This is a genomic window from Latilactobacillus sakei (assembly GCA_002953655.1).
Lineage (GTDB): Bacteria > Bacillota > Bacilli > Lactobacillales > Lactobacillaceae > Latilactobacillus > Latilactobacillus sakei_A.
Map to the genome: position 1 here is coordinate 656,903 of CP025839.1, position 21,680 is coordinate 678,582.

Sequence of the window (21,680 nt, forward strand, 5' to 3'; positions counted from 1 at the left end):
GAAAATTAAGTCGGACGTCAACATGTTAAAAGATAACATGCGCATCACATCAACTAATCAATTTACGCTTCAGTCGTACGGTCGCAAGCAAGTCGTTTCAATCTTAGGTGGGAAAAAGTCAGCTGCTTATCAGCATTTCAGCGCTAAAGCCTTCAGCCAATTGTGGCGCGACTTCAAACAAGCGTTTAGCATTCCCCGATACAGCGACTTACCCCAAGCCAAGTTTGATGACGGGCTTGAATTCATTGAAAACTGGTTACCAGATACTGAGTTGAGAATGTCAATTCAACGCTTAAACCGAAGCAACATTTTTCAAACAATTAATTAATGGAGGATTTTAAGATGAACGACAAATTAAAAAAGCCGCAGACCTTTTCAGTCTGGGCTAAATCAGAATATGCCCAAATGGTAGCGACACAGATTCAACATGATATCCAAAGTCTTTTCGGCATGGCACCTAATATCGAAGTTGGGGGATTCGCCAGCGACGATGATCGACCAATTCGCATTAATTATTACGGTAGCAAAACAGAGGTTCAATCAGTTAAGAAAATGATTAGCGACCGCTATGAACTGAGTATTAATAATGATGAGTTTTAATCAAAATTTAGGCACAAAAAAAGGCCTCAACTCTCACGAGTCAAGACTTCAATAATTCATCCGATAACTGAATTATACCGCTGTTAAGGCGTTGAAGTCAACATATGAGAGAACGGCCTATAGCGTGCTTGTATGCTGTATTAACTTAACGACGTTTTAAAAGTGGGTGTAATCAAATGAGGTTTGTACGGGAGAAAAAAATATACTGTGGGCCAAGTTATGTTGAGGTCGATATCATTCCTAGAACTTGGGAAGCGGATATGGTTGCTAAACGAGGGACACGATCTAAGAAAAAAAGAGAGTCGGCTCCAAAGCAGCGCAACTTGAACGAGAAAAATGCTAAGCGATATCTCAGACAGTTGGGTAATGGAAACTTTACTGAGGGTGATTGGTTCATTAGTTTGAGCTATCAAGATAAATTCCAACCAGAGACTATGGAGCAGGCAGAAAAAGAAGTCGGAAACTATATTCGTCGATTGAAAGCCAGATATAAGAAGTTAGGCCAGGAACTCAAATATATTTTGGTCAATGAAGGTGGGGCCAAAAAGGTTCGTTTCAACCACCATCTGGTGATAAATAGTCTAGATGAAGGCTTAACCAGGGATGACGTTGAAGCATTATGGGCTAAGAAACCAAAAGGTCAGAAAAAAGAACGAATTGGGACAGTCAATTCTAAGTATATTCAAACTAATGAGAATGGCCTTGAAAGAATCATGGCCTATATGAGCAAGGACCCTAAAGGCAGAAAGCGCTGGTCATCATCTCGTAATTTGAAGCGACCGGACTCTAGACCAAACGATCATAAATATGGACCACGAACGCTTGAAAAAGTTGCACAGACACCTGATCAGGGGATGACCTACTTTACTAAGAAATATCCTGAATACGATATTAGTGAAGTTGAAGCAAAATACTACGAAGAAACCGGCTGGCACGTCTATCTGAAGATGTGGCGCCGTGTGGAGAGGATTAATAGATGATGAAAACAAAGACATTTAGATTTGATGAACTAGAACCAAAAGCTAAAAAAAGAGCAATATTTGAAGCCTATGTCTATCTCAGCGATAAATATGAATACAGTAACAAAGAAGGGTACGAGCCAATAAATAAAAATGTCATGAAAGAAGTCGAAAAATCTGTGTACACAGGAACAGGTCAGGCTTATGGACTTGTAAAAGAAGAGGAGGCTCACAAATGACAGTACAATCAAAAATTAAAGTACCGCGCGCTTATTGCATTGGTCGTGTTCAGGATCATGTGATTCGAGAATACAGTTTGTTTTTATACAACGATATCGTTTTGGCACAAGCCGATTGCGATTCATTGAACGGTGTCGATAAGCAATTGGACCAGGTCGAGGGATGTTGGACAGTATTGGAATTTGGCAGACCAATATTTGTGGGGTCGATGGGATGAAACGTATCTTAAATTATCCCGGTTCCAAATGGACGATGGCCAGCTTTATTTGCTCCATTATGCCAGATGATTATACGACCTATGTTGAACCGTTTTTCGGGTCCGGAGCAGTTTTCTTCAACAAAGAACCCAGCACAATTGAAACCATCAATGATCTTGATTCAAGGTTAGTTAATTTCTTTCGAGTGTGTAGGGATGAACCAGCTGCTTTAATTAAAAAGGTTCAACTGACGCCGCTTAGTCGTGAAGAGTACGAATTGAGTTATCAAGTAAGTGATGACCCAGTGGAGGACGCTCGTCGAATGCTAGTGCGAAGTTGGCAAGCGATTGGTGGTAAGACTTCAGATAAAACTGGTTGGCGGGCCAATATCAATGTGAATGGATCCAAGATAAACGAATGGAACCATTTAGATGAACGAATAGCAGCTGTCGCCACCAGACTGAAGCAGGCGCAGATTGAACACCAGAACGCCTTTAAATTATTAGACCGCTACAACAGACCTAAGGTACTCGCCTATGTGGACCCGCCTTACTTATTGAGCACGCGGACCAAACGGCATTATAAGCATGAATTTACTGACGCTGATCACGAGGCTTTACTCGATCAGCTGGTTAATTTTGACGGTTATGTGATTTTATCTGGATATGAGTCTGATATGTATAACGACTTCTTAGCGGATTGGAGCAAGATTCATTTCGAGGTCGGCGTTGAATCGGGTGGTCGAGCTACTGAAACAATTTGGTGTAACTATCCAATCCAGCAACCTGTGAAACAAATGGAATTGATTTAAACATTTGGCGATTAGGTCATATTCCACACTTATGCATTAATAATCAAATGTTTTAGGAGGGAACGCCATGATCGAACATTATCAGTCAACCGAGCGTGTTACAGCAGAGGAATTTGATGGTTCTAAGCAGATGATGAAAAAATATAAAATCATCAAGCAGAGAAGAGGGCCGCATGATTACACAATGCATGCATATAGCGATATCGGGATGGATATTGGCGATTATATTTTGATCGGCAATCCAGGAGAATATAGCAGCATGTCGAAATATGTTTTTGAATTGAGGTTTGAGAAATCATATTTCGACCCAATCCCACTGAGTAGGCGGAAGGGTAAATCATTATTATTTGAACAAGCCTCCCTACTTTAGCTGATTGAGATACGAAAATAAAAAGACCGCGTTAGCAGTCAGTCGGAAGGAATTCAATATGGAACCAATAGTAATTACGTTACCTGAAAAATGCAGAGAATTAGCAGAGGAAGTGGTTGGTTGCTATGGGTATAACAGCGCAATCGAACCATTATGTAATGAGCCATTGTGTGAATCAGAGTTACAGCATTTATTGAGTGATTGGCTGGAGGGTGCGGGTGACTTAAAGATGTATCAAAAGCAATTGAATCTAAAGAATGCAGCATTCGAAATGTTATTAGGTGCCATCTTTGTTGCAGACCTAATTAAGTTCAAGGAGGCACCCCAATGATCTATATCATTTTGTTCCTAGCAACTACTGGCCTCCCGTTCGTCAAATTAATCATGGGATGCATCATCTTATTCGTTTTATCAGGCCTATTCATTTATCGAAAGGAGACATGGTAATTAAATGAAATATCAAGACTTAATGACGGTGGTAAAGGTGGAGGAAGGCTAATGGCGAAAATAGATGAAATTAAAAATCGCGATGACTACCAAGATATGCTTGAATACGGCCATCGAATGGTTGAAGCATGGGAAGAGTACACCGATTACAAGTTGAAGCTTCAAGAGAAAATGCAAGGGACTTCTTACGACTGGCAAAAACCTGCAACCTTGGCTAAACAATTAGACAAGCTATACGCTGAAAAGTATATGCCCACTGGGGAGGAAGACTAATGGACGATTATCGTGTTGAAAAACTAGCGGATGACATTCGCGCCGGTATGAAAATCACAACTAACATGGTTCGGCGCTTCTATCGCATCCCTGATCAAGAAGCAATCGACTTACTGAAGAAGTCAAAACTTAGAGCGGAGGAGCTTGATTATGATAGAGAAGTTCAAAAACAAAGTGAAAGCGATGCTAAGCGGCAGGCGCAAAGATACTTCGGTGGATCATCAGGATACCGCTCAAACTCATATCGATAGAGTTGAAATTGGTATTAGCACCGTTGACCTTGCCAGACAGCTTAAAGCAATTAGACAGCTGCTTCTTAGACCGAAGATTCGTCTTAATTACGATGAAAAACATTTTGGCATGACCTCATATCAGAAATGGCATAAATCTAACAAGAAATGGAGATAGCATTATGGCTGAACAACTTTTTAATTTCGACTTATCAAAAATCGCAGATGGTGGTGCACAGGAGAAATTCACCACTGAATTGCAAAAGGTCGCCGATAACATTCTAGATTTAAATACCGAATCCAAAACAAAACGAAAGGTCACGATTGATTTGACCTTCATCCCCAATGACAAACGAGATGCCGTTGACGTGGCAGTCGATGTGAAGTCTAAGTTGGCACCGCAAGTTGGTGTCACGACAACGATGCTATTGGGCCGAAATATCGATACTGGCATGGTTGCTGTCGCTGAATTGAAATCAGGTGTGCCAGGACAGACCTACTTTGATACTGAAGACGAGACAATCAAGACCGACACCGGCGAACCGATTGATGACATTGAAGCAGATAGTTCTAAAAAAGATAATGTGATTGATTTACAAAATCAGGGATAGGGGTGAGTGATATGAATCAATGGGATGAATTACCAGAAATCGAAGTTCTTAAAAGAAAGATACTAATCAATAAAAAAGATTTATTCGAAGGAGCATATTATATTAATCCGACAAGTGAAGAACCATTTCATGATACGGAAGATGTGTATGATGTGGCATTGGTCTCAGACTTGATTGAAAGAAATATAGGTGACTTTAATAATGTTGCCTATGCTAAAACATTAATCGAGACTACCAACTATCCTAATGACCAGTTAATCCGGATTGAGGGCTTTGATGATGGCACCTATTTACTCATAGAAATTTGGCATTCGGATAATGAAGATGGCTACGGCGCTATCGTTAGTGAGTTAGTTGAAAATTGGAAAGAATTAATTTAGGAGGGACACAATATGCTATTTACTTACAACGGTGAAAAATATGACACGTATAAGAATAATGGATTACAGAGAACACAAGATGATGACTTGAAGTTGAAAGTTGTTAATGAATATTTTGACGAACCTGATCAAGTGTTAAAAGAGTGTAGTTTAGATATCGCTTTTGAATTGGCGCTAATGTCTGCCAGGTATGAAGATATCATTTCAGAAGTAACTGGTGGGGAATTTTCAAAGGCTGGTACCTATCCTGAATGGGTCGTCAAAGAAACAGAAGCGTACTTTAAAGAAATATATAAAGAATTAGATTCGGAGGATGATTAACATGGAAATGACAACCGAAACAATCAACAGATTACACGAATTAAGTTTGGAAGCTGGAAAGGGTAAGGTGCTTGAGGTTGATGGCGAGCACTTCGCTATTGACGGTAATGGGGATGTCCGCCTACTTAAACCGCAAAACTTATCCGATACTGCAGTTGAAGTCACAACACTCATGGGTGTCGTCGACTTGGTTAAAAGTATGGACGAACGTAAAACGCAAAATCTTTATATCCAAGTTAAGTCACCAACCAAGGTGATTGTTTTCGGTCACTTAGATGATTACGGTCGTCGTGAGCAGTTGGTTCGCGCTAAGGCTATGACGCCTGAAATTTATTACGGTAACTTTTTAGACCAAGAACAAATGAATATCTCATTGCAGTCACAGTTTGAAGAAACTAAAGACCGTGACATTCTTTTGAAAGTGATTGGTAATCTGAAGGAAGAAGCTGTCCGCAACGCTAGTGATGATGGCGTGAGCCAAGCAGTCACAATTAAAACCGGTGTCGTATCTGTTGAACAAGTTAAAGTACCAAACCCAGTTGGCTTGGCACCATACCGGACGTTTAACGAAGTCACGCAACCAACCAGTAACTTCGTATTCCGGATGCGCGAAGGGATGAAGAGTGCCATCTTTGCAGCAGATGGCGGTGCCTGGGAACTTGAAGCAATGAGCAATGTCAAAGAGTATTTGACTAGAAATCTGGATGAAGAAATTAATAGTGGTCATGTGATTGTGATTGCCTAAGGGGATGAAGTAGTTGTCAATTGAAGTAACGAATGAATTAGTTGAAGATATTGCCAGTGCCGTATTAAAGAAACAACGCAAGTTAACCCGTAAGCAACAGAAGCTTGAAACCAATCGACGACTACGGAATACCAGAATGTTGCTCGAACATTATCGCCCACTCACTGATCACATTCTTTTAAGTGAAAAATCAGCGGTTGAGACAATGGAATACGAGATTGAACATGGTACCGTGATTCGATTGGAGTCAGTCGGTAAGTATCATGAGAAGTCACGCCAATTATTGAAGTACATCAACATGGCATTGGCAATGTATAAAGAGCGATGTGAGAACTGGGATGACCTTGCTTTCCGGCGTTATCGCACGATTGAATGGTTGTACTTATCCACAGCCCATTTAAGTGAGAGCGAGATTGCTAAGTATTACAATGTTGACCGTTCAGTCATCAATCGTGATAAAGACCGTGCTATCAACGAATTATCGGTGTTGCTATTCGGAATCGATGCAATTTTAGACGGATTTACGAGCCGCTAGAGCTTGCACAAATCTTGCACACAAAGGTCACAAATCCAGTGTTATAGTAGTATTATAGAAATATTCAGTTGAGGGAATATTTCTGATGAAAAAGTTAGTCAACATCGCGTGGAGTCCTGCCAGAAATGGCGGGACTTTTTAATGTTTTGGTACATAAATAATTATGATACTATTAATTTGAGAGGTGATGGCTACTATGAGTGATTCCAAAGAAAAAGAAAAAACAAATCATGATTTAGCTGGAAATGAATACTCCAGTCGTGATATGGAGGTCTGGGAATATTGGGCCAATAAACAAAAAGGTATAAGAAGAATGGCTAGACGAGTAATTGTTATGATTGTGAAAAAAGGAGAATTCTTTCTATTAGGTGCTTTTATCAATTTGTTTGTGGACCTTGCCTTTATATCGATTCATGGCAAATGGTTTGAAAATTCAACGAACGCGGCAAAAGGAACAATATTTAATGGCGATTTTCGTGGTAATACCTTAATTGGATTAACGGTTTTTACAAGTATAATTATGGGTATCTCATTTATTGCTGTTCAGGCTAGGTCATCAGAAATGGTAATTACACTCTTTAGAAAATCCGCTGATGCTTTACTGTACTTCGCCCTTGGATCTTGGATACTAGTCAAGCCTTGGCACAATAATTATTTGTTATTTACATGTATGTGTATTTTCACATTGGTAGGATCGTGTTCAATCGCGCAAATAATCATTGTTTTAATTAGGAGTACTGTTTCATATGTGAAAAGTCCAGTTGAGAATGAGGCAGTATTAAAAAAGATGAACTTTATCTGGATTGTTATTGCAGCGATAATTGGATGGATGTTGAAGAAATAGTATTGAAATAAGTTTTGCTATAACATTTATAAAGGGAGAGTTGAAAATGGAAAAATTTAAAGTAAAAGTATACGTTGAAAAGAAGAAAGATTTCAGTACCGCAAGTGGTCACGCGGCAAATGGAAGGATATATGAATTGCCGATTATTCCTAGAAAAGGTGACTATCTTGTACTAGACACGACGATGGATGATAATCATGTTGAGTCATCAAGATACGAAGTCTATATTGTGAATATCATGAATACGGGTAATGTCGATGCTCAAATTCATGTCTTAACAGACGAATAAGATTATTATTAATAAGCCAGCTTAATCGCTGGCTTATTTTTGTGCAATCAATTAAAAGGAGGAATTATCCATGCAAAAGCCAATCATCAATGCAACCGTGAGTCGGACATCAGTTGATGCCGATCCAACGTTTAAGATAATCGTGCCTAACAATGTCGAAACAACTGAACTAGAATATGTATTGACCAGAGTCATGTACAACATGGTACGCATCTATGCGAGAGGGAAGCACATCCCATTTGAGGATGCGCTGGTGCAATATAAAGAAGCGGTGGCCGTTCATATCGGTGTGATCTACGACCAGGAACAGAAGTTAAAGGAGGAACAAGATGGCAGATAGAGTCGTGATGATGTCGCAAGATGAATACGATGAGATCATCAATGGTGTGAGTGGACTACCATTCGAAGTGAACCGAACAGTAGGTAGCAATGGTCAGTTTGTTCGGACTGTAATTGAGGTGTCTAAGTCTAAGATGGAACAGGCACTACAAGTCAATGACTTTGAAGCGGTATCGCCAGCTGATGGGTCACCAATCAACTACGCCTGCAACGTGAAGTGGATTGACTGACAAGTATATCCGCTTCTATCACACCAAGGCATGGCAGTCAGCGCGCAAGCTGGCACTAGTCCGTGACCATTACCTATGTCAAGAGTGTCTGCGAGCAGGCATCGTGACCTATGCACGCATTGTCCATCACATCATTCCATTAAAAGATAATTGGTCAAAACGTTGTGATTTAAAAAATTTAGAAACCATTTGTCCTGAACACCATAATCAGGATCACCCAGAAAAAGCAACAGCAAATAAGCAAGAAGCCAAACATCTGCACGCACAGAAAAAGCGGGCAGATGTTTTTGTATTCCATGCGAACCATGAATTGAAGTAGCCCCCCTAGGTCCGATAATTTTTTGATGAAGTTCTAAAACAACGGTGATGAGATCCCCACACAATAAATTCGTTTTTCAAAATTTTTTTAATCGTCGAATTTGGGCGGTTTCAGAAAAGAAAGGAGGGATGTTAGATGCCGAGAACTGCTAAAAGTGCCATGTTGCATATTATGGAGGGAAATCCCAATAATAAAACAAAGAAAGAGCTTCAAAAACGTCAAAAGAATGAGTTGAAGATGAAATTATCGGCGGATAATCTTGTCCCTCCAAAATGGTTGAGTGCTGGTGCAGCCAAAAGATTTACTGAAATCGTAAAAATTATGGGCCCAACCGGTATTTTGAGTGACAGTGATGTTGATACATTAGCCATTTATTGCGATACCTTAGTGGATTATCAAGCTTATAAAAACAAGGTTAAAAAGTTGGGGATGTTTAAAGATGGTAAGGTTAATCCGTTTGTCCGTGAGAAACGCAACACTGCCATTCTACTGAATCGCTATGCTAATGAGCTTGGATTAACCCCATCTGCGCGTGCTTCAATGGCCATTCATATGGGTGACGATGAAGACGGTGATGAAGATGACTTCTAAGATTCTTGAGTATAGTCAGACAAAACTAGAACGTTGGTGGGCGGCTTACAAAGCTGAAAAATTAGGTTGGGCTTATCTGCAGGAACCATCACCGCAGTTATTAACGACTTTTTATGCGGAGATGGTTGCTGAAGGTTCGATTGAAGCCAGTGAAGAGAATATTCAAGCGGCACAGCGCCACCTAAAAGATTTGAAGCGCCAAGGCACGGATGATTTTCCATGGATATTTGATGAAGAGCGCGCTTGGCGCCCAATTCGTTTTATCGAAAAGAAGTGCAAACCATCAAAGGGTGATTTTAAGCAGCTGGTTCTTCAACCATGGCAACATTTTATTATTGGATCAATGTGTGGGTGGGTTCATCGTGATTCAGGGATCCGCAGATTCCGTGAAGGTGTGATTTTTGTTGGGCGTAAAAATGGGAAGACTACGCTTGAATCAGGGTTGGCTGATTATATGGCTGGTTTTGATGACGAACGTGGTGCTAACGTCTATTTCTTGGCCAACTCGCAAGCACAAGCGCGGAAGCTCTATGATGAATCAAAAGCGATGATTGAAGTATCACCTTATTTATCAAAGCGGTTTGTCACCACACGTTCAGAAATTCGCTTCCCTAAGAATCACTGTACGATCGTACCAATGTCGGCTGAAAAGAATAACAAAGATGGGGAAAATCTCCATTTTGCCGTGTTTGATGAAATTCACGAGTATAAAGATTATCAATTAATCTCAGTTATGAAACGATCACGGGGCGCACGTCGGCAACCGTTGATCATTTACATTTCAACTGCCGGCACAGTTTTAGATGGGCCATTAATGGACTTTGTCGATAATGGCAAAGAATGTCTATCCGATTATGATGCGCATTTAGATGAGAGAACCTTCTATTATTTAGCGAAGTTGGACAGTATCGAAGAAGCTGATGATCCTGAATTATGGGTCAAAGCCAATCCCAATATCTGCATGATGTCGATGGTCGATATGATCACGGATTACAAAAAAGATAAGAAAACGCCTGCTGAATTTGCTGACTGGATTACCAAACAATTTAATATTTTCAGCTCAACTGATGAATTGAGTTTCGTCACACTAGACACCATTAATAAGAATAATGGCGAAGTTGATCTTGAATCGTTAGTGGGGATGGAGTGTATCGGAGGTTATGACTTATCCGAAACAGAAGATTTCACCGCGGCTGGTCTTGAATTTAAATTGGAAGATGGCCGAGTATTCTGGCTAATGAAATCATGGGTACCACAAGCGCGTTTTGATATTGATAAGAATCCGGAGCGATTACGTGAGTGGGAACAAGCCGGTTATTTGGAGATTATCCCAGGTGATTACGTTAATTATGAGTACGTTTATAACTGGTTTGTTGAACAAGCTAAGCACTATAAGATTACTCAAATTAATTACGATAAAGCCAAGGCCTTGTTCTTGAACCAAGCACTAATTGACTATGGATTTAAGACCGAAGTTACCCGGCAAGGCTTCACAACGTTGGGTGGGCCAATGCAAAACGTTAAGGAGTTGCTATTGGACGGTCGTGTGGTCACAAATAATAATAAAATGTTCCGCTGGTATCTCAATAATGTTAAATTGGTCACTGACCGGCTGAATAACTGGATGCCAACTAAGCAAGGTCGTAACCGGAAGATTGATGGGTTCGCGGCCTTTTTGAATGCGCATGTGACAATGGTCGAGCGACTGCAGGCCAAACCGAAAACTGGCCGGATTAAATATGTATCGTTCAATGATATCTAATTGAAAGGAGGTGATATATTGCAAATGATGCAGCGGCTTAGACAATTTTTTAGTAAGAATCGGTCGACCGTCAGTAATAAAGGTGGCGGACTCAGTTCGTGGATTGGTAAACATTTCTTTGGGATTAACAATGAAGCAATGGACACGAATGAGACAATTTTTAGTGTCATCACACAGTTAGCAAACACCTTGTCATCATTGCCATTGAAGTTATTTGATAATTATGAAGAGCGGAAGGATATGGCGGTTGCTGATCTAATTAAATATCAACCAAATCCTGTTATGACAACTTTTGAGTTCATCAATAAATTAGAAGTTGATAGGAATAAGGACGGAAATGGCTATGCCTTAATTGAACGGGACCATTATTTACAGCCCATTGCGCTATGGCCGATTCCGCCAGAGTATGTTTCAGTGCTTCAAAACACAGACGATAATTCAATTTGGTATCAAATCACAGGTGTCAATCAGAATATGTTAGTTGACAGCCAGCAGATGATTCATGTTAAGCATATCACTGGGGCTTCACGCCTAACGGGTATTTCGCCGATTAGCGTGCTCAAGAATGCATTGGCATTTGATAAGGCAGTTGCGACCTTCTCACTGAATGAAATGAGTAAGACGGATAGCTTTAAGGTAACTTATGAAGCTAATCTTGATGATGAGAAGCGTGAGAATACCATTGAGGATTTCAAACGGTTTAAAAATGATAACGGTGGGGTCCTATTTCAAGAACCAGGCGTTACTGTGGACCAAATCAAGCGTGAATTCGTCTCTGGCGATGTGATCAACACCGAAAAAATAACGCATACGCGAATCGCGAATGCATTCAATATTCCGATTTCATTCATCAACAATATCAATAATACGGTTGCAACCAACAATGAGCAGATTATGACGCAATTCGTTCAAAAGACTTTAACACCGATTGTGCGCCAATATGAACAAGAACTGACCATCAAACTATTGACCCAAAAGCAACGGAAACAAGGTCTTTATTTAAAGTTCAACATGAACGGCTTGATGCGTGGGGATGTGCAAGCGCGGACTGCGTTCTATCAAGCCATGCGCCGTGGTGGTGTCTTTTCAACCAATACAATTTTAGGATTGGAAGATATGCCACTGTCAAAAGAGCCAATGGCCGAGAAATTATTTGTTTCAGGTGACCTGTATCCAATCGATATGGATCCGACACAACGAAAGGGGGTGAGTTCAAATGCCAAAGAAGATCAACAAGCCGTTCTGGTCAATGACCCAGACAAGTCAGACTGAAGCTAGTATCAACATTGATGGGGAAATTACTACGTATCAATGGGATAAATCAGATACTACCGGCGCATCTTTTAGGGATGATTTAAAGGCCTTAGGGGATGTAGATGTGATTAATTTACACATTAATTCGCCGGGTGGTTCCGTTTTTGAAGGGATTTCAATCTTTAACCAACTAAAACAGAATAAGGCAACCATCAACGTTTATGTTGACGGGTTAGCTGCTTCAATCGCAAGTGTGATCGCAATGGCCGGTGACACTATTTTTGTACCTGAAAATTCTATGCTAATGATCCATAATCCGTGGACGTATTGCGTTGGCAACTCTGCAGAGTTGCGTAAACAAGCCGATGATTTAGATCGAATTGCTGAATCAAGTGTCACAACGTATTTAGCGAAATCTGATGGCAAGATTTCTGAAGAAAAGCTTCGTCAGTTGTTGGATGAAGAAACATGGTTATCCGCCAGCGAAGCAGTTGAATATGGGTTAGCTGATGAAGTGCTACCAGCTAATCAAATGGCCGCTTCAATCAGTGATGAGTTCAAGCAGCGTTATCAAAACGTTCCATCAGCATTATTAAAGCAAACAACACCAGCAACGCCGGATACAAGTGCCATGCGCCAAAAAATGATTAACCGAGCAACAAAAACAAACGAATTAATTAAACAAACCTTAGGAGGATTTTAAAAATGCCAGTCACATTATTTCAGAAGAAACAAAACCTAGCTAATATTGGTGCTGAATTAGCACAAGTTAATGATGATATTGCCCAAAAAGCAGGTAACCCTGCGATTGAAGATTCAGTCTTAAATGAATTAAGTCAAAAAGCGGATGGACTTGAAAATCGTTTTAACATGTTAAAACGTCAAATTGATCGTGAAGAACAAGATTCAGCTAAAAAAGCGAAGCAAGCAGAACCATCAGATGATCCTAAACAAAAGGTCACAGACGCTTATGCCGGTTTAATTCGTGCAACTATGTCCAACCAAGCAGTTGATACCAACATTCTTCAAGCACTAGGCGATGACAAAGATACAACTGGTGGTCAAAACATCTTACCTGTTACTGTTTCAAACAACTTGATTAGCGAACCAATGGAAGATAATCCATTGCGTCAAGATGAAATTGTCAGTGGTATCACGAATTTAATCTTGCCAAGAATCGCTTATTCAATCGACGATGATGACTTTGTTGCTGATCAAACTGTCTCTAAAGAATTGGAATTAAAAGGAGACACAGTTTCATTTGGTCGCTTCAAATCTAAATTAAAAGCAGCCATTTCTGAAACAGTTTTAAACGGTACAAATACCGCCTTAGTTCAATACGTCAACGATGCATTGGCTTCAGCTGCCGCTGCTAAAGAAAAGAAAGTTCAATTTGCAACAACGCCTAAAGCGGGTGAAGAGCACATGAGCTTTTACTCAGATGAAGTTGGTATTAAGAAGATTACTGAATCAACATTGTTTGATGCAATTACGCAAGCTGCTGGTGATATCAATGATGCATTTCAAACGAATGTAAAGGTTTATATGCGCCGACCAGAATATTTACGGATGATCAAAGAATTATCAAATAGTTCAGTTACTTTATTCGGTAAAGCACCGGAAGAAATTATTGGTTATCCAGTTCGCTTTACTGAACGTGCATCAATTCCTGTTATTGGTAATTTTAAGTATGCGCAATTGAACTATGAAATTGCGTCAACACTCTACGAACAATGGAAAGACTATGATAAAGGGGTAAATTACTTTAGCTTAACCGCCTGGTTCGATCATCAAATCTTATTAGCTTCAGCATTCCGTTTAGCAGTCGTTGGTGATTCCCCAAAACAGTAACTGGCGTTGATTTAGACCAGAAAACCTTAGCTTTAAAGGTTGGTGAAACTGCCACTTTAAAGGCAATGGTTCAACCAAGTGATGCAACTAATCAAACTGTTGCATTCTCAACGTCAGACACAAAATTAGCAACCGTCACACCGGTTCAAGGTAAAGTTACCGCCGTCGCTGTTGGTGAAGCTGATATCACGGTCACAACTGAAGATGGTGGCAAAACTGCAGTGTGCCATGTCACGATTACGGAAGCAGCTGGGAGCTGATTAAATGAAACTAACTGATTTAAAGAATAAATTAGCAATTGATAGTGATGTCTTTAATAGTATGTGGCAATTGTCATTAGATGCCGCCGAAGCCATGATTCAGGGCGCGGTTGGCTCGCAAAAGCCAGAGTTCTACGAAGACAACAAGCTGTATGAAATGGCAGTTGTCATGCTAACCGATCACTTTTTTAAGAATCGTTCAGCAACAACGACTGGCAACATCAAGGAAACACCACTCGGCGTGCAGTCAATTATTCTACAACTGAAACCTGCATACCGGTTATTCAAGGGAGGAGGTGATTCCGGTGCCGATAACTGAAACTGGTCAGTTAGACCAAACAATTTCGATTGTTATCCCAGGTAAGTCTAAATTCGATGAGTTTGGTGATTTAGTGAGTCGTGAAGATAAAGTCATCTATGAACGACTATTCGCGATGCAACGAACCAAAAAATCAGATGATGTTGGACAAAACTTACCGGAATTAAGGACGCAAGCTCAGTTCGTGATTCGCCATCGTCAATCACAAGAAACGATGATTACAACTAACATGCTATTGCAGCATTGGAAGTTGGTTGACGGAAGTAAGGTGGATGTTATCGAGTACCAGATTGATGATTTTAATCAGGATACGCAGTACGGCGATTGGGATGTTATTATCTGCCATCGTGTGCCGGAGGTGTGACGATGAGTTTTACAATCGAAGATAATATTGTTGAGGGCTTGAGGGAACTAGGAGCTAAGGCCACACGAGTTCAGAATAAAGCAACCCGAACAGGCAGTCAGGTCTTTGCTGAAGCATTGAAACACAACACACCCTATGAAGATCGGTCAGACCGTTCTTGGAAGGGACAACGTGAGATGGACAGAATCAAGGGAACTAAGTCAGTGTTCAAACACATGCGGGATGATATCCAGGTATCTGGTATTGATCAATTCGGACATATTAATGTTGGGTTTGGGAAGGACACCTATTGGCGAGTTCATTTTGTTGAGTTGGGAACGCCAAATTATGCGCCGAATCCATTTATCTCAAAGACTGTATCTGAAACGCAAAGTGTTTATCAAACCACCGTTGCAACTATCCTAAAAAAGGAGTTGGGACTATGAGAATTGGGGCAATTCAGGTCGGTAATATTCTCAAATCAATTACCTCTTTTGAAGAGCGAATTTATACGTTGAAGAAGATTCCTGAAACAGTTCTGCAGGAAAAACAAACGCCATTTGTTCAAATTCATGGACTGCCTGTGGGGAATAATTACTATTCAAGCAATAAGAAGTTTGGTGAGATTGCATCAGTACAAATTGCGGTGTATGTACAAACGAATCGTGAGGCTGAACAATTTTTAACGCAAATAGAAACATTACTGAGCGCTCATGAATTTGAGTGCTCTTTTTTTGAAGTTAATCCAAATTATGAATACGGACTTGTCGTCCTAACAATGCGGTTTAACAAATATCAAAGATTAAAGTGAGGGAAAAATAATGCCAGAAACAAAAAAACGTAAAGCAATTGGCACCGCCGGATTTCGGCGAGTGTTTATTGGGATTATGGATCAAGACGAAAAAGTAACTAAGGTTGTTAAAGTCGATGAAACGTCCGGTGGGGCGATTGATTTTAAGGCTACCGGTTTTACTGGCCAATCAAATGTTGTTTATGCATCAAATATCGCTTATTGGATTTCTGATGCCGGAACAGGTACTGGGAAAATTGAATTATCAACTGTTGAATTACCAGATGATGTTTCAACCGCCGTTCTAGGAGATGAAGTCGATGAAAATGGCATCTACGTCACTAAAGCAGATGTTAAACAACCTTATGTTGCGATCATTGCTGAAGCCCAAGATTTGGAAGGTAATCCAATGTGGATTGGGGTTGGGAAAGCTAAGTTCGGCACAACCGACGGCGATGAATTGAAGACTGCTGAAGACAAAGGGATGACGCCTAACAACGTATCGCTTTCAGCACAAGCAATCACCCGTAAATCAGACAAGATTGTCAAAGCAAAAGCGACGGCCAGCAATGGCACAACATTAGAACAGTTCGCAACCAAAATGTTTCCAAGTTGGAGCGGCGATCTAGAAAATATTGACGGTGACTCCCCAAAAGTGTAACTGGCGTTGATCTAGACCAAACAACTTTAGCCTTCAAAGTTGGCGAAACTGCCACTTTGAAGGCCATGGTTCAACCAAGTGATGCAACGAATCAAACCGTTGCATTTTCAACGTCAGATTCAACCTTAGCAAGTGTGACACCGGTTCAAGGTAAAGTCACCGCCATCGCTGTTGGTGAAGCTGATATTACAGTTACTACTGAAGATGGTGGCAAGACAGCAGTGTGCCACGTCACGATTATAGCAGCTTAATTAAAAATTGAAGGAGCATAACTATGATTAAAATTGATTTATACGATGCAAAAAATGACGAAACAGCTCATTACGAAAAGACACACATCGAATTTGGAATGTTTAAAAAAATTGCGAAATTTAATAAGGAAGTGAATCGTAAAGAAGCTGAAGCAAGCCTAATGCGGCAAAAGTTTAATCAAGGTATTTTGACCTCTGAAGAAGAAGCGAAGTACGTAAACATGATGGCCGGTTCTGAAATCGAAGATATTGAAGCAATGGAAAAATTAATTGTTGAATTATTTAACCATCCAAAAGTAACCACTAAATCAATTGAATCTGGTCTAGATTTAAGTAAGGGTATGGAAACCTTACAGGGGATTCTTAATGATGCCATGGGTGGGATTAAAGCAGATGCGGATCATCCAGCAAAAAAATAACGCCGGATGAAGCACTTGAAATCCTTGATGATATCACGAAACAATTGATGGAAAATGGCACCCCATTCAACGACATTGAGTCAATGGATGCGGGTGCTTTTTTTGATTATTTAGACCGGATGTCATCTGATCAACCGGCTTCAGATGAAGATACTCAGTATCTATCTGCGGTTGAATTCTACAATCAATTCTAGAGAAAGGAGGATAAAATATGGCAGCTGCAGGACGTCCTCTTGGCTCAATGGTTGTTAGTTTAGGGATGGATGGGAGTAAATTTGAAACTGGTTTGAAGAATATTCAAAATCAGTTCAAGTTAGCTAAATCCGAGATGAAAGCCAATCTTTCCGTATTAAGTAGCACCGAATCTGCGTATGATAAAGCGGCTGGTCGAGTTGATGGCTTAACCAAAGTGATGAGCGTCAATGATCGCCAGATTGAGACGCTCACTAAGTCGTACAAGGAACAAGTTCGAATCAATGGTGAGTATTCTGATACCGCTCAAAAAACTGGGGCTAAAATTAATAACTTGGTGCGGGAACAGGCGAATTATAAGCGTCAATTAGATGATGCTAAAATCGCGATGCGAGAAGCAGAACGTGGCACCCAAAGTTATCAGAATGCTTTGAGTCGTCAGACGCGTGAAATGAAAGCCAACTTGTCAGTCTTATCGATGCAAGGTAAAGAAACTGAGGCTAGTCGGACTAAATATCAATCACTCGGTCGTCAACTAGATGATTACAATAAGTTAATTGGTGCTGAAAAATCAAAGTTGGAAGATTTAATCAGCATCAAAGGCAAAGATGCACAACAAACGTTGGAACAGAAAACGAAGATTGTTGAGCTAACGAGTGAGCAGAAAAAGGCCCAGTATCAGTATGATGAACTTGGAAAATCAGTTAAAAATATGTCTGAAAAAAATGCTCGAGCGGTCGATTCGCTTGGGCATTTTTCGACTAAAACAAAAGAAGTTGGTGAGCATGTCAGTTCAGCTGGCCATTCGCTAACCGGTTTTAGTACGTTGGCAGTTGGTGCCTTTACCATCGGAACAGTGCAAGCAACGAAGTTCCAGCACACAATGCAAGTTGTAAAGAATAACATCGAAACTGGTGGTGAATCAGCAAAAGCCGCTATTAAAGGGACTGCCATCATGACCAAAGATGCTGAACAGTTTTCAACTAAGTATGGGATTTCAGTTCAAAAAATCTCAGAAGGTTACTTGGATTTGGTTAAGCGTGGTTATGATTCGAATCAGGCAATTGGGTCGATGAACACTTTGCTCCAAGGGTCAATTGCTTCAGGCGATGATTTTAACGACGTTATTAAAGTGACAACTTCCACGCTCGAGTCGTTTAATATGCGGTCAAGTTCAACTGCTGGGATGATGAAGAACACTACTGAAGTAACGAATAAATTAGCGTTCGTTGCTGATAAAACATCAACAGGGTTCCAAGACTTAGGGATTGGGATGTCATACGTTGGTGGTTCTGCTTATCAAGCTGGTTTGTCATTATCCGAAACTGCGTCATCAATGGGGTTACTTTCTAATAATGGTCTTGAAGCCGATAAAGCTGGTACTGGTTTACGGAAGGTTATTAATAGTTTAGTTAGTCCTACTAAGACTGGACAAGCAGCATTGGATGAGTATGGTATCTCAATTAAAGATGCTAATGGTCAAATGCGGCCCCTATCGAATATCATGGGTCAATTTCAACAGAAATTATCAGGTTTGAGTAAAACCAAGAAATTAGACTTATTTCATGGGATGTTTGGAACAACTGGCCAGCAAGCAGGATTAATTCTAGAAGAAAATGGGAATAAAATTGGCGAGTTGGCTGATGAAACTGATCGTGCTGCTAAGAGTAATTATGCAGCGACTTTATCAGCGAAAAATATGCAAACCGCTCAGAATCAAATGAACAAGTTTAAAGAGACGGCTAATATTTTGGCGATTCAATTTTCTACGACTTTATTACCAGCATTAACGTCCGTAGCTAATGGTATTTCGAAGTTAATGGGTAAATTAACTGAGATGCCTGAAGGCGCAAGAAAAATTACTGCCTTTGCAATCTTAGGCGCGGCTGCATTGGGACCGTTATTAATTGGTATTGGCGCATTAATTAAATCAGTAGGTGCGATTACTGGTGCCGTTAAAGGCCTGATAGGGTTCTTTAGTGGTGGTAGTTGGTTAGCGACTACACTGACAGGACCTGTCGGAATAGCAGCCTTGGCTGTTGCCGGCTTAGCAACTGGCTTTGTATTGGCATATAAGAAATTTAAACCGTTCCATGATTTGGTTAATTCCGGAGTGGCTAAGTTTAAGGCAATTTCAAAAGCAATTTCAGACTTGTTTACAAATAGTTTTAGTTCTAAAAAAGCCAGCCAGGCGACTAGCATTTTAACCAAGTTATTACCGATGGGGACGCTTGGACCAACCTTGGCAGGTATTAATAAGATTAAAACAACGTTAAACGGGTTGAAGATATTGGGAACCGGCGTTGGAACGACACTTGCGGGAGCTGCTAAAAAGGTAGCGAATGCGTTTAAAGCGATGTTCCAAGTTTTCAATGGGAGTAAAGCAGGCGCCAAAGCATTACAGAATATATTCCCTAAACCAGTAGCAAATACGATCATTGCTTTAACAAAGCAAGTTAGAGCAAGTTTTAATTCGATGGGAACTTCAATTAAAAATATTGTTAGTTCAATCAGTAAGACAATTACGCCAATTTTTAAAGGAATCGGTAAAATTTTCAGTCAAGTGGTTGGGTCGATGGTGAACTATTGGCATAAAAATGGTAACGATATGAAACAGGCCTTTACCAATATTTTTGGTGGCATCTTAATTGTTGTTACTGCAAAGATTAAAGCCGTGTTGTCCGTTGTGTCGGTAGTGTTAAAAGTCTTATCAGCAACTATTTCTGCAATATTAAATGTTATTCGAAATGTCTTTAGCCAAGTATTTGGAAGTTTGCAGACAATTGTAAAAGGCGCTTTAAACATCATTCAAGGTGTATTCAGTGTGTTTGCGGGCGTCTTTACCGGTAATTGGTCAAAAGTATGGTCTGGTGTTAAACAGATTTTTAAAGGTATTTGGGATACGTTTAAAGGAATTGTTGGTGGCGTATTAAACGTTATTTCTGGATTAGTCAATTCAGGGATTGACGGTGTTAACTGGTTAACCTCTAAATTTGGTGCTAAAGCTATCGGTCACATTCCGTCGGTGAAGTGGGCGACGGGGACGACTAAGATGTATCCGAATGGTGTGCCAACCAATCAGATTGCAACGGTCAATGACGGTGGCAAGAAAGAAATGGTGATCTATCCGAATGGACAGGCAATCATTCCTGATGGTTGGAATACGCAGATGTTTCTACCTAAGGGCTCTCATGTTATTAATGGTGATGACACAGAACGTTTGACGACTGGTCATTATTATAAAAATGGGACGCTGGGAAATATTGGCTCAGCGCTCTCAGGCGTCTTTGGCAAAATTAAAGATAGCATTTCTTTTGTTGGGAATGTTATTGCACATCCGATTAAGTATTTGAAGCAAGCTTTTGAGTCTAAATTAAACTTAGGTGGTAAGACAAGTTTTGTGATTGAAAATGTTAAGGGTGTCGGTGGTTACGTGATTAACGCAGTCAAAGATAAAATTGTTGAAGCATTGAAATCTTGGAAGACTGAAAATGATACTTCAGAACCAAGTGGCTCGGGTGTTGCACGTTGGCGCAGCTCAGTTAAAAAAGCTTTAGGTATGCTTAACCTCTCTACAAGTCAATCGATGATTGCTAAGGTTCTCCGTCAGATTCAAACTGAATCCGGCGGGAATCCTAAGGCGGTTGGTGGCGATGACGGTTACGTATCAGAGGGGAAAGCAACAGGATTAATGCAAGTTAAACCAGGAACCTTTAATGCGTATAAGCTAAAGGGCCACGGTAATATTATGAACGGCTTTGATAATCTTTTAGCTGGATTGAACTATGCAAAACATCGATATGGAAGTGATTTATCTTTCTTAGGTAAGGGCCATGGCTATGAAAATGGTGGGTTCATCTATAGAGAACAGATTGCGCGGATTGGTGAGGGTAATAAGGCGGAAGCCGTTGTGCCATTAACTAACCGCACTAGAGCGATGCAGATTCTAGCTCAGATTAAAGATCGGTACGGTTTGGATGGTGGCAGTCAACTGGTCCTAAAAGACCAACGTTCAACAACTACTAATAATGACTCTAAAATCTTAAATGAAATTGCGCGTAATCAGCAAATCATGATTGAGATGTTCAGATCGTTACTCCAAATGATTAATACAATTATTGCGTTAATCCAGGCTAATCCGGAACAAGCAAGTTCAACCGGACTAGTAAGCCAGTTAGGCGATCTGCTAGACCAGGCAAAGCAAACTAAGAAACAATTAAAAAAATATCAATTAGGATAGGAGTGTT

The 21,680-nt window shown here is 40.4% G+C and carries 31 protein-coding genes and 2 pseudogenes; all 33 read left to right on the forward strand.

The window, feature by feature from the left end:
• Positions 1–342 precede the first annotated feature (342 nt).
• The 33 genes and pseudogenes from C0213_03195 to C0213_03355 all read left to right on the forward strand — a co-directional run bounded on the left by C0213_03195 (position 343) and on the right by C0213_03355 (position 21,673).
• A complete protein-coding gene (locus C0213_03195) occupies positions 343–600 on the forward strand; it encodes a hypothetical protein (protein ID AUX11451.1) in 258 nt (85 codons plus the stop codon).
• A 176-nt stretch (positions 601–776) separates the two neighbouring features.
• Positions 777–1,580: a hypothetical protein gene (locus C0213_03200; protein ID AUX11452.1), complete on the forward strand. Its 804-nt coding sequence runs from the start codon at positions 777–779 to the stop codon at positions 1,578–1,580.
• Positions 1,577–1,798 (forward strand): hypothetical protein, encoded by a 222-nt coding sequence (locus C0213_03205; protein ID AUX11453.1) that lies wholly within the window; start codon positions 1,577–1,579, stop codon positions 1,796–1,798. The genes C0213_03200 and C0213_03205 overlap by 4 nt, the downstream gene beginning before the upstream one ends.
• Complete coding sequence (locus tag C0213_03210; GenBank protein ID AUX11454.1) at positions 1,795–2,016, forward strand: hypothetical protein; 222 nt, start codon at positions 1,795–1,797, stop codon at positions 2,014–2,016. The genes C0213_03205 and C0213_03210 overlap by 4 nt, the downstream gene beginning before the upstream one ends.
• Entirely contained in the window at positions 2,013–2,807 is a 795-nt protein-coding gene (locus tag C0213_03215; protein ID AUX11455.1) for a DNA methyltransferase, read from the forward strand. Before C0213_03210 ends, C0213_03215 begins: the two co-directional genes overlap by 4 nt.
• 67 nt (positions 2,808–2,874) lie before the next feature.
• Positions 2,875–3,177, forward strand: coding sequence for a hypothetical protein (locus C0213_03220; protein AUX11456.1), 303 nt, complete (start codon positions 2,875–2,877; stop codon positions 3,175–3,177).
• Between the two features lie 58 nt (positions 3,178–3,235).
• Positions 3,236–3,508 carry a hypothetical protein gene (locus C0213_03225; protein AUX11457.1) on the forward strand — a complete coding sequence of 91 codons (273 nt, stop codon included), beginning with the start codon at positions 3,236–3,238 and terminating at the stop codon, positions 3,506–3,508.
• A gap of 167 nt (positions 3,509–3,675) precedes the next feature.
• Positions 3,676–3,897, forward strand: coding sequence for a hypothetical protein (locus C0213_03230; protein ID AUX11458.1), 222 nt, complete (start codon positions 3,676–3,678; stop codon positions 3,895–3,897).
• Positions 3,898–4,047: 150 nt separating this feature from the next.
• Complete coding sequence (locus C0213_03235) at positions 4,048–4,305, forward strand: hypothetical protein (GenBank protein ID AUX11459.1); 258 nt, start codon at positions 4,048–4,050, stop codon at positions 4,303–4,305.
• 4 nt (positions 4,306–4,309) lie between these two features.
• A complete protein-coding gene (locus C0213_03240) occupies positions 4,310–4,738 on the forward strand; it encodes a replication terminator protein (protein ID AUX11460.1) in 429 nt (142 codons plus the stop codon).
• A gap of 11 nt (positions 4,739–4,749) precedes the next feature.
• Positions 4,750–5,118, forward strand: a complete 369-nt coding sequence (locus C0213_03245; protein AUX11461.1) for a hypothetical protein — start codon at positions 4,750–4,752, stop codon at positions 5,116–5,118.
• Positions 5,119–5,130: 12 nt separating this feature from the next.
• Positions 5,131–5,439: a hypothetical protein gene (locus tag C0213_03250; protein AUX11462.1), complete on the forward strand. Its 309-nt coding sequence runs from the start codon at positions 5,131–5,133 to the stop codon at positions 5,437–5,439.
• 1 nt (position 5,440) lies between these two features.
• Entirely contained in the window at positions 5,441–6,184 is a 744-nt protein-coding gene (locus C0213_03255; GenBank protein AUX11463.1) for a hypothetical protein, read from the forward strand.
• Positions 6,185–6,197: 13 nt separating this feature from the next.
• Positions 6,198–6,719, forward strand: a complete 522-nt coding sequence (locus tag C0213_03260) for a hypothetical protein (protein ID AUX11464.1) — start codon at positions 6,198–6,200, stop codon at positions 6,717–6,719.
• A 196-nt stretch (positions 6,720–6,915) separates the two neighbouring features.
• Positions 6,916–7,563, forward strand: coding sequence for a hypothetical protein (locus tag C0213_03265; protein ID AUX11465.1), 648 nt, complete (start codon positions 6,916–6,918; stop codon positions 7,561–7,563).
• Between the two features lie 46 nt (positions 7,564–7,609).
• Positions 7,610–7,852 carry a hypothetical protein gene (locus tag C0213_03270; protein AUX11466.1) on the forward strand — a complete coding sequence of 81 codons (243 nt, stop codon included), beginning with the start codon at positions 7,610–7,612 and terminating at the stop codon, positions 7,850–7,852.
• 70 nt (positions 7,853–7,922) lie between these two features.
• On the forward strand, positions 7,923–8,192 hold the full coding sequence (locus tag C0213_03275) for a hypothetical protein (protein AUX11467.1): 270 nt from the start codon (positions 7,923–7,925) through the stop codon (positions 8,190–8,192).
• Positions 8,182–8,421: a hypothetical protein gene (locus C0213_03280; GenBank protein AUX11468.1), complete on the forward strand. Its 240-nt coding sequence runs from the start codon at positions 8,182–8,184 to the stop codon at positions 8,419–8,421. The genes C0213_03275 and C0213_03280 overlap by 11 nt, the downstream gene beginning before the upstream one ends.
• Positions 8,414–8,740, forward strand: a complete 327-nt coding sequence (locus C0213_03285) for an endonuclease (protein AUX11469.1) — start codon at positions 8,414–8,416, stop codon at positions 8,738–8,740. The genes C0213_03280 and C0213_03285 overlap by 8 nt, the downstream gene beginning before the upstream one ends.
• A gap of 135 nt (positions 8,741–8,875) precedes the next feature.
• The gene (locus C0213_03290; protein AUX11470.1) at positions 8,876–9,331 is read left to right on the forward strand and encodes a phage terminase small subunit P27 family; all 456 of its coding nucleotides are present in this window, start codon (positions 8,876–8,878) and stop codon (positions 9,329–9,331) included.
• Positions 9,321–11,093 (forward strand): terminase large subunit, encoded by a 1,773-nt coding sequence (locus C0213_03295; GenBank protein ID AUX12801.1) that lies wholly within the window; start codon positions 9,321–9,323, stop codon positions 11,091–11,093. The genes C0213_03290 and C0213_03295 overlap by 11 nt, the downstream gene beginning before the upstream one ends.
• A gap of 27 nt (positions 11,094–11,120) precedes the next feature.
• Positions 11,121–12,365: a phage portal protein gene (locus C0213_03300; protein ID AUX12802.1), complete on the forward strand. Its 1,245-nt coding sequence runs from the start codon at positions 11,121–11,123 to the stop codon at positions 12,363–12,365.
• On the forward strand, positions 12,343–13,050 hold the full coding sequence (locus tag C0213_03305) for a Clp protease ClpP (protein ID AUX12803.1): 708 nt from the start codon (positions 12,343–12,345) through the stop codon (positions 13,048–13,050). The genes C0213_03300 and C0213_03305 overlap by 23 nt, the downstream gene beginning before the upstream one ends.
• Before the next feature lie 2 nt (positions 13,051–13,052).
• Entirely contained in the window at positions 13,053–14,198 is a 1,146-nt protein-coding gene (locus C0213_03310; GenBank protein ID AUX11471.1) for a phage major capsid protein, read from the forward strand.
• Between the two features lie 32 nt (positions 14,199–14,230).
• Positions 14,231–14,458 (forward strand): annotated as a pseudogene (locus C0213_03315) (hypothetical protein).
• A 4-nt stretch (positions 14,459–14,462) separates the two neighbouring features.
• The gene (locus C0213_03320) at positions 14,463–14,777 is read left to right on the forward strand and encodes a DNA packaging protein (protein ID AUX11472.1); all 315 of its coding nucleotides are present in this window, start codon (positions 14,463–14,465) and stop codon (positions 14,775–14,777) included.
• A complete protein-coding gene (locus C0213_03325) occupies positions 14,770–15,141 on the forward strand; it encodes a head-tail adaptor protein (protein ID AUX12804.1) in 372 nt (123 codons plus the stop codon). Before C0213_03320 ends, C0213_03325 begins: the two co-directional genes overlap by 8 nt.
• Positions 15,142–15,143: 2 nt before the next feature.
• A complete protein-coding gene (locus tag C0213_03330; protein ID AUX11473.1) occupies positions 15,144–15,566 on the forward strand; it encodes a head-tail adaptor protein in 423 nt (140 codons plus the stop codon).
• Positions 15,563–15,931, forward strand: coding sequence for a hypothetical protein (locus C0213_03335; protein AUX11474.1), 369 nt, complete (start codon positions 15,563–15,565; stop codon positions 15,929–15,931). The genes C0213_03330 and C0213_03335 overlap by 4 nt, the downstream gene beginning before the upstream one ends.
• 10 nt (positions 15,932–15,941) lie before the next feature.
• Positions 15,942–16,571 carry a phage tail protein gene (locus C0213_03340; GenBank protein ID AUX11475.1) on the forward strand — a complete coding sequence of 210 codons (630 nt, stop codon included), beginning with the start codon at positions 15,942–15,944 and terminating at the stop codon, positions 16,569–16,571.
• Positions 16,568–16,822: pseudogene (locus C0213_03345) on the forward strand (hypothetical protein). Before C0213_03340 ends, C0213_03345 begins: the two are co-directional and overlap by 4 nt.
• A 23-nt stretch (positions 16,823–16,845) precedes the next feature.
• The gene (locus C0213_03350) at positions 16,846–17,241 is read left to right on the forward strand and encodes a hypothetical protein (GenBank protein ID AUX11476.1); all 396 of its coding nucleotides are present in this window, start codon (positions 16,846–16,848) and stop codon (positions 17,239–17,241) included.
• A gap of 211 nt (positions 17,242–17,452) precedes the next feature.
• Entirely contained in the window at positions 17,453–21,673 is a 4,221-nt protein-coding gene (locus C0213_03355; GenBank protein ID AUX11477.1) for a phage tail tape measure protein, read from the forward strand.
• The last annotated feature ends 7 nt before the right edge of the window (positions 21,674–21,680 follow it).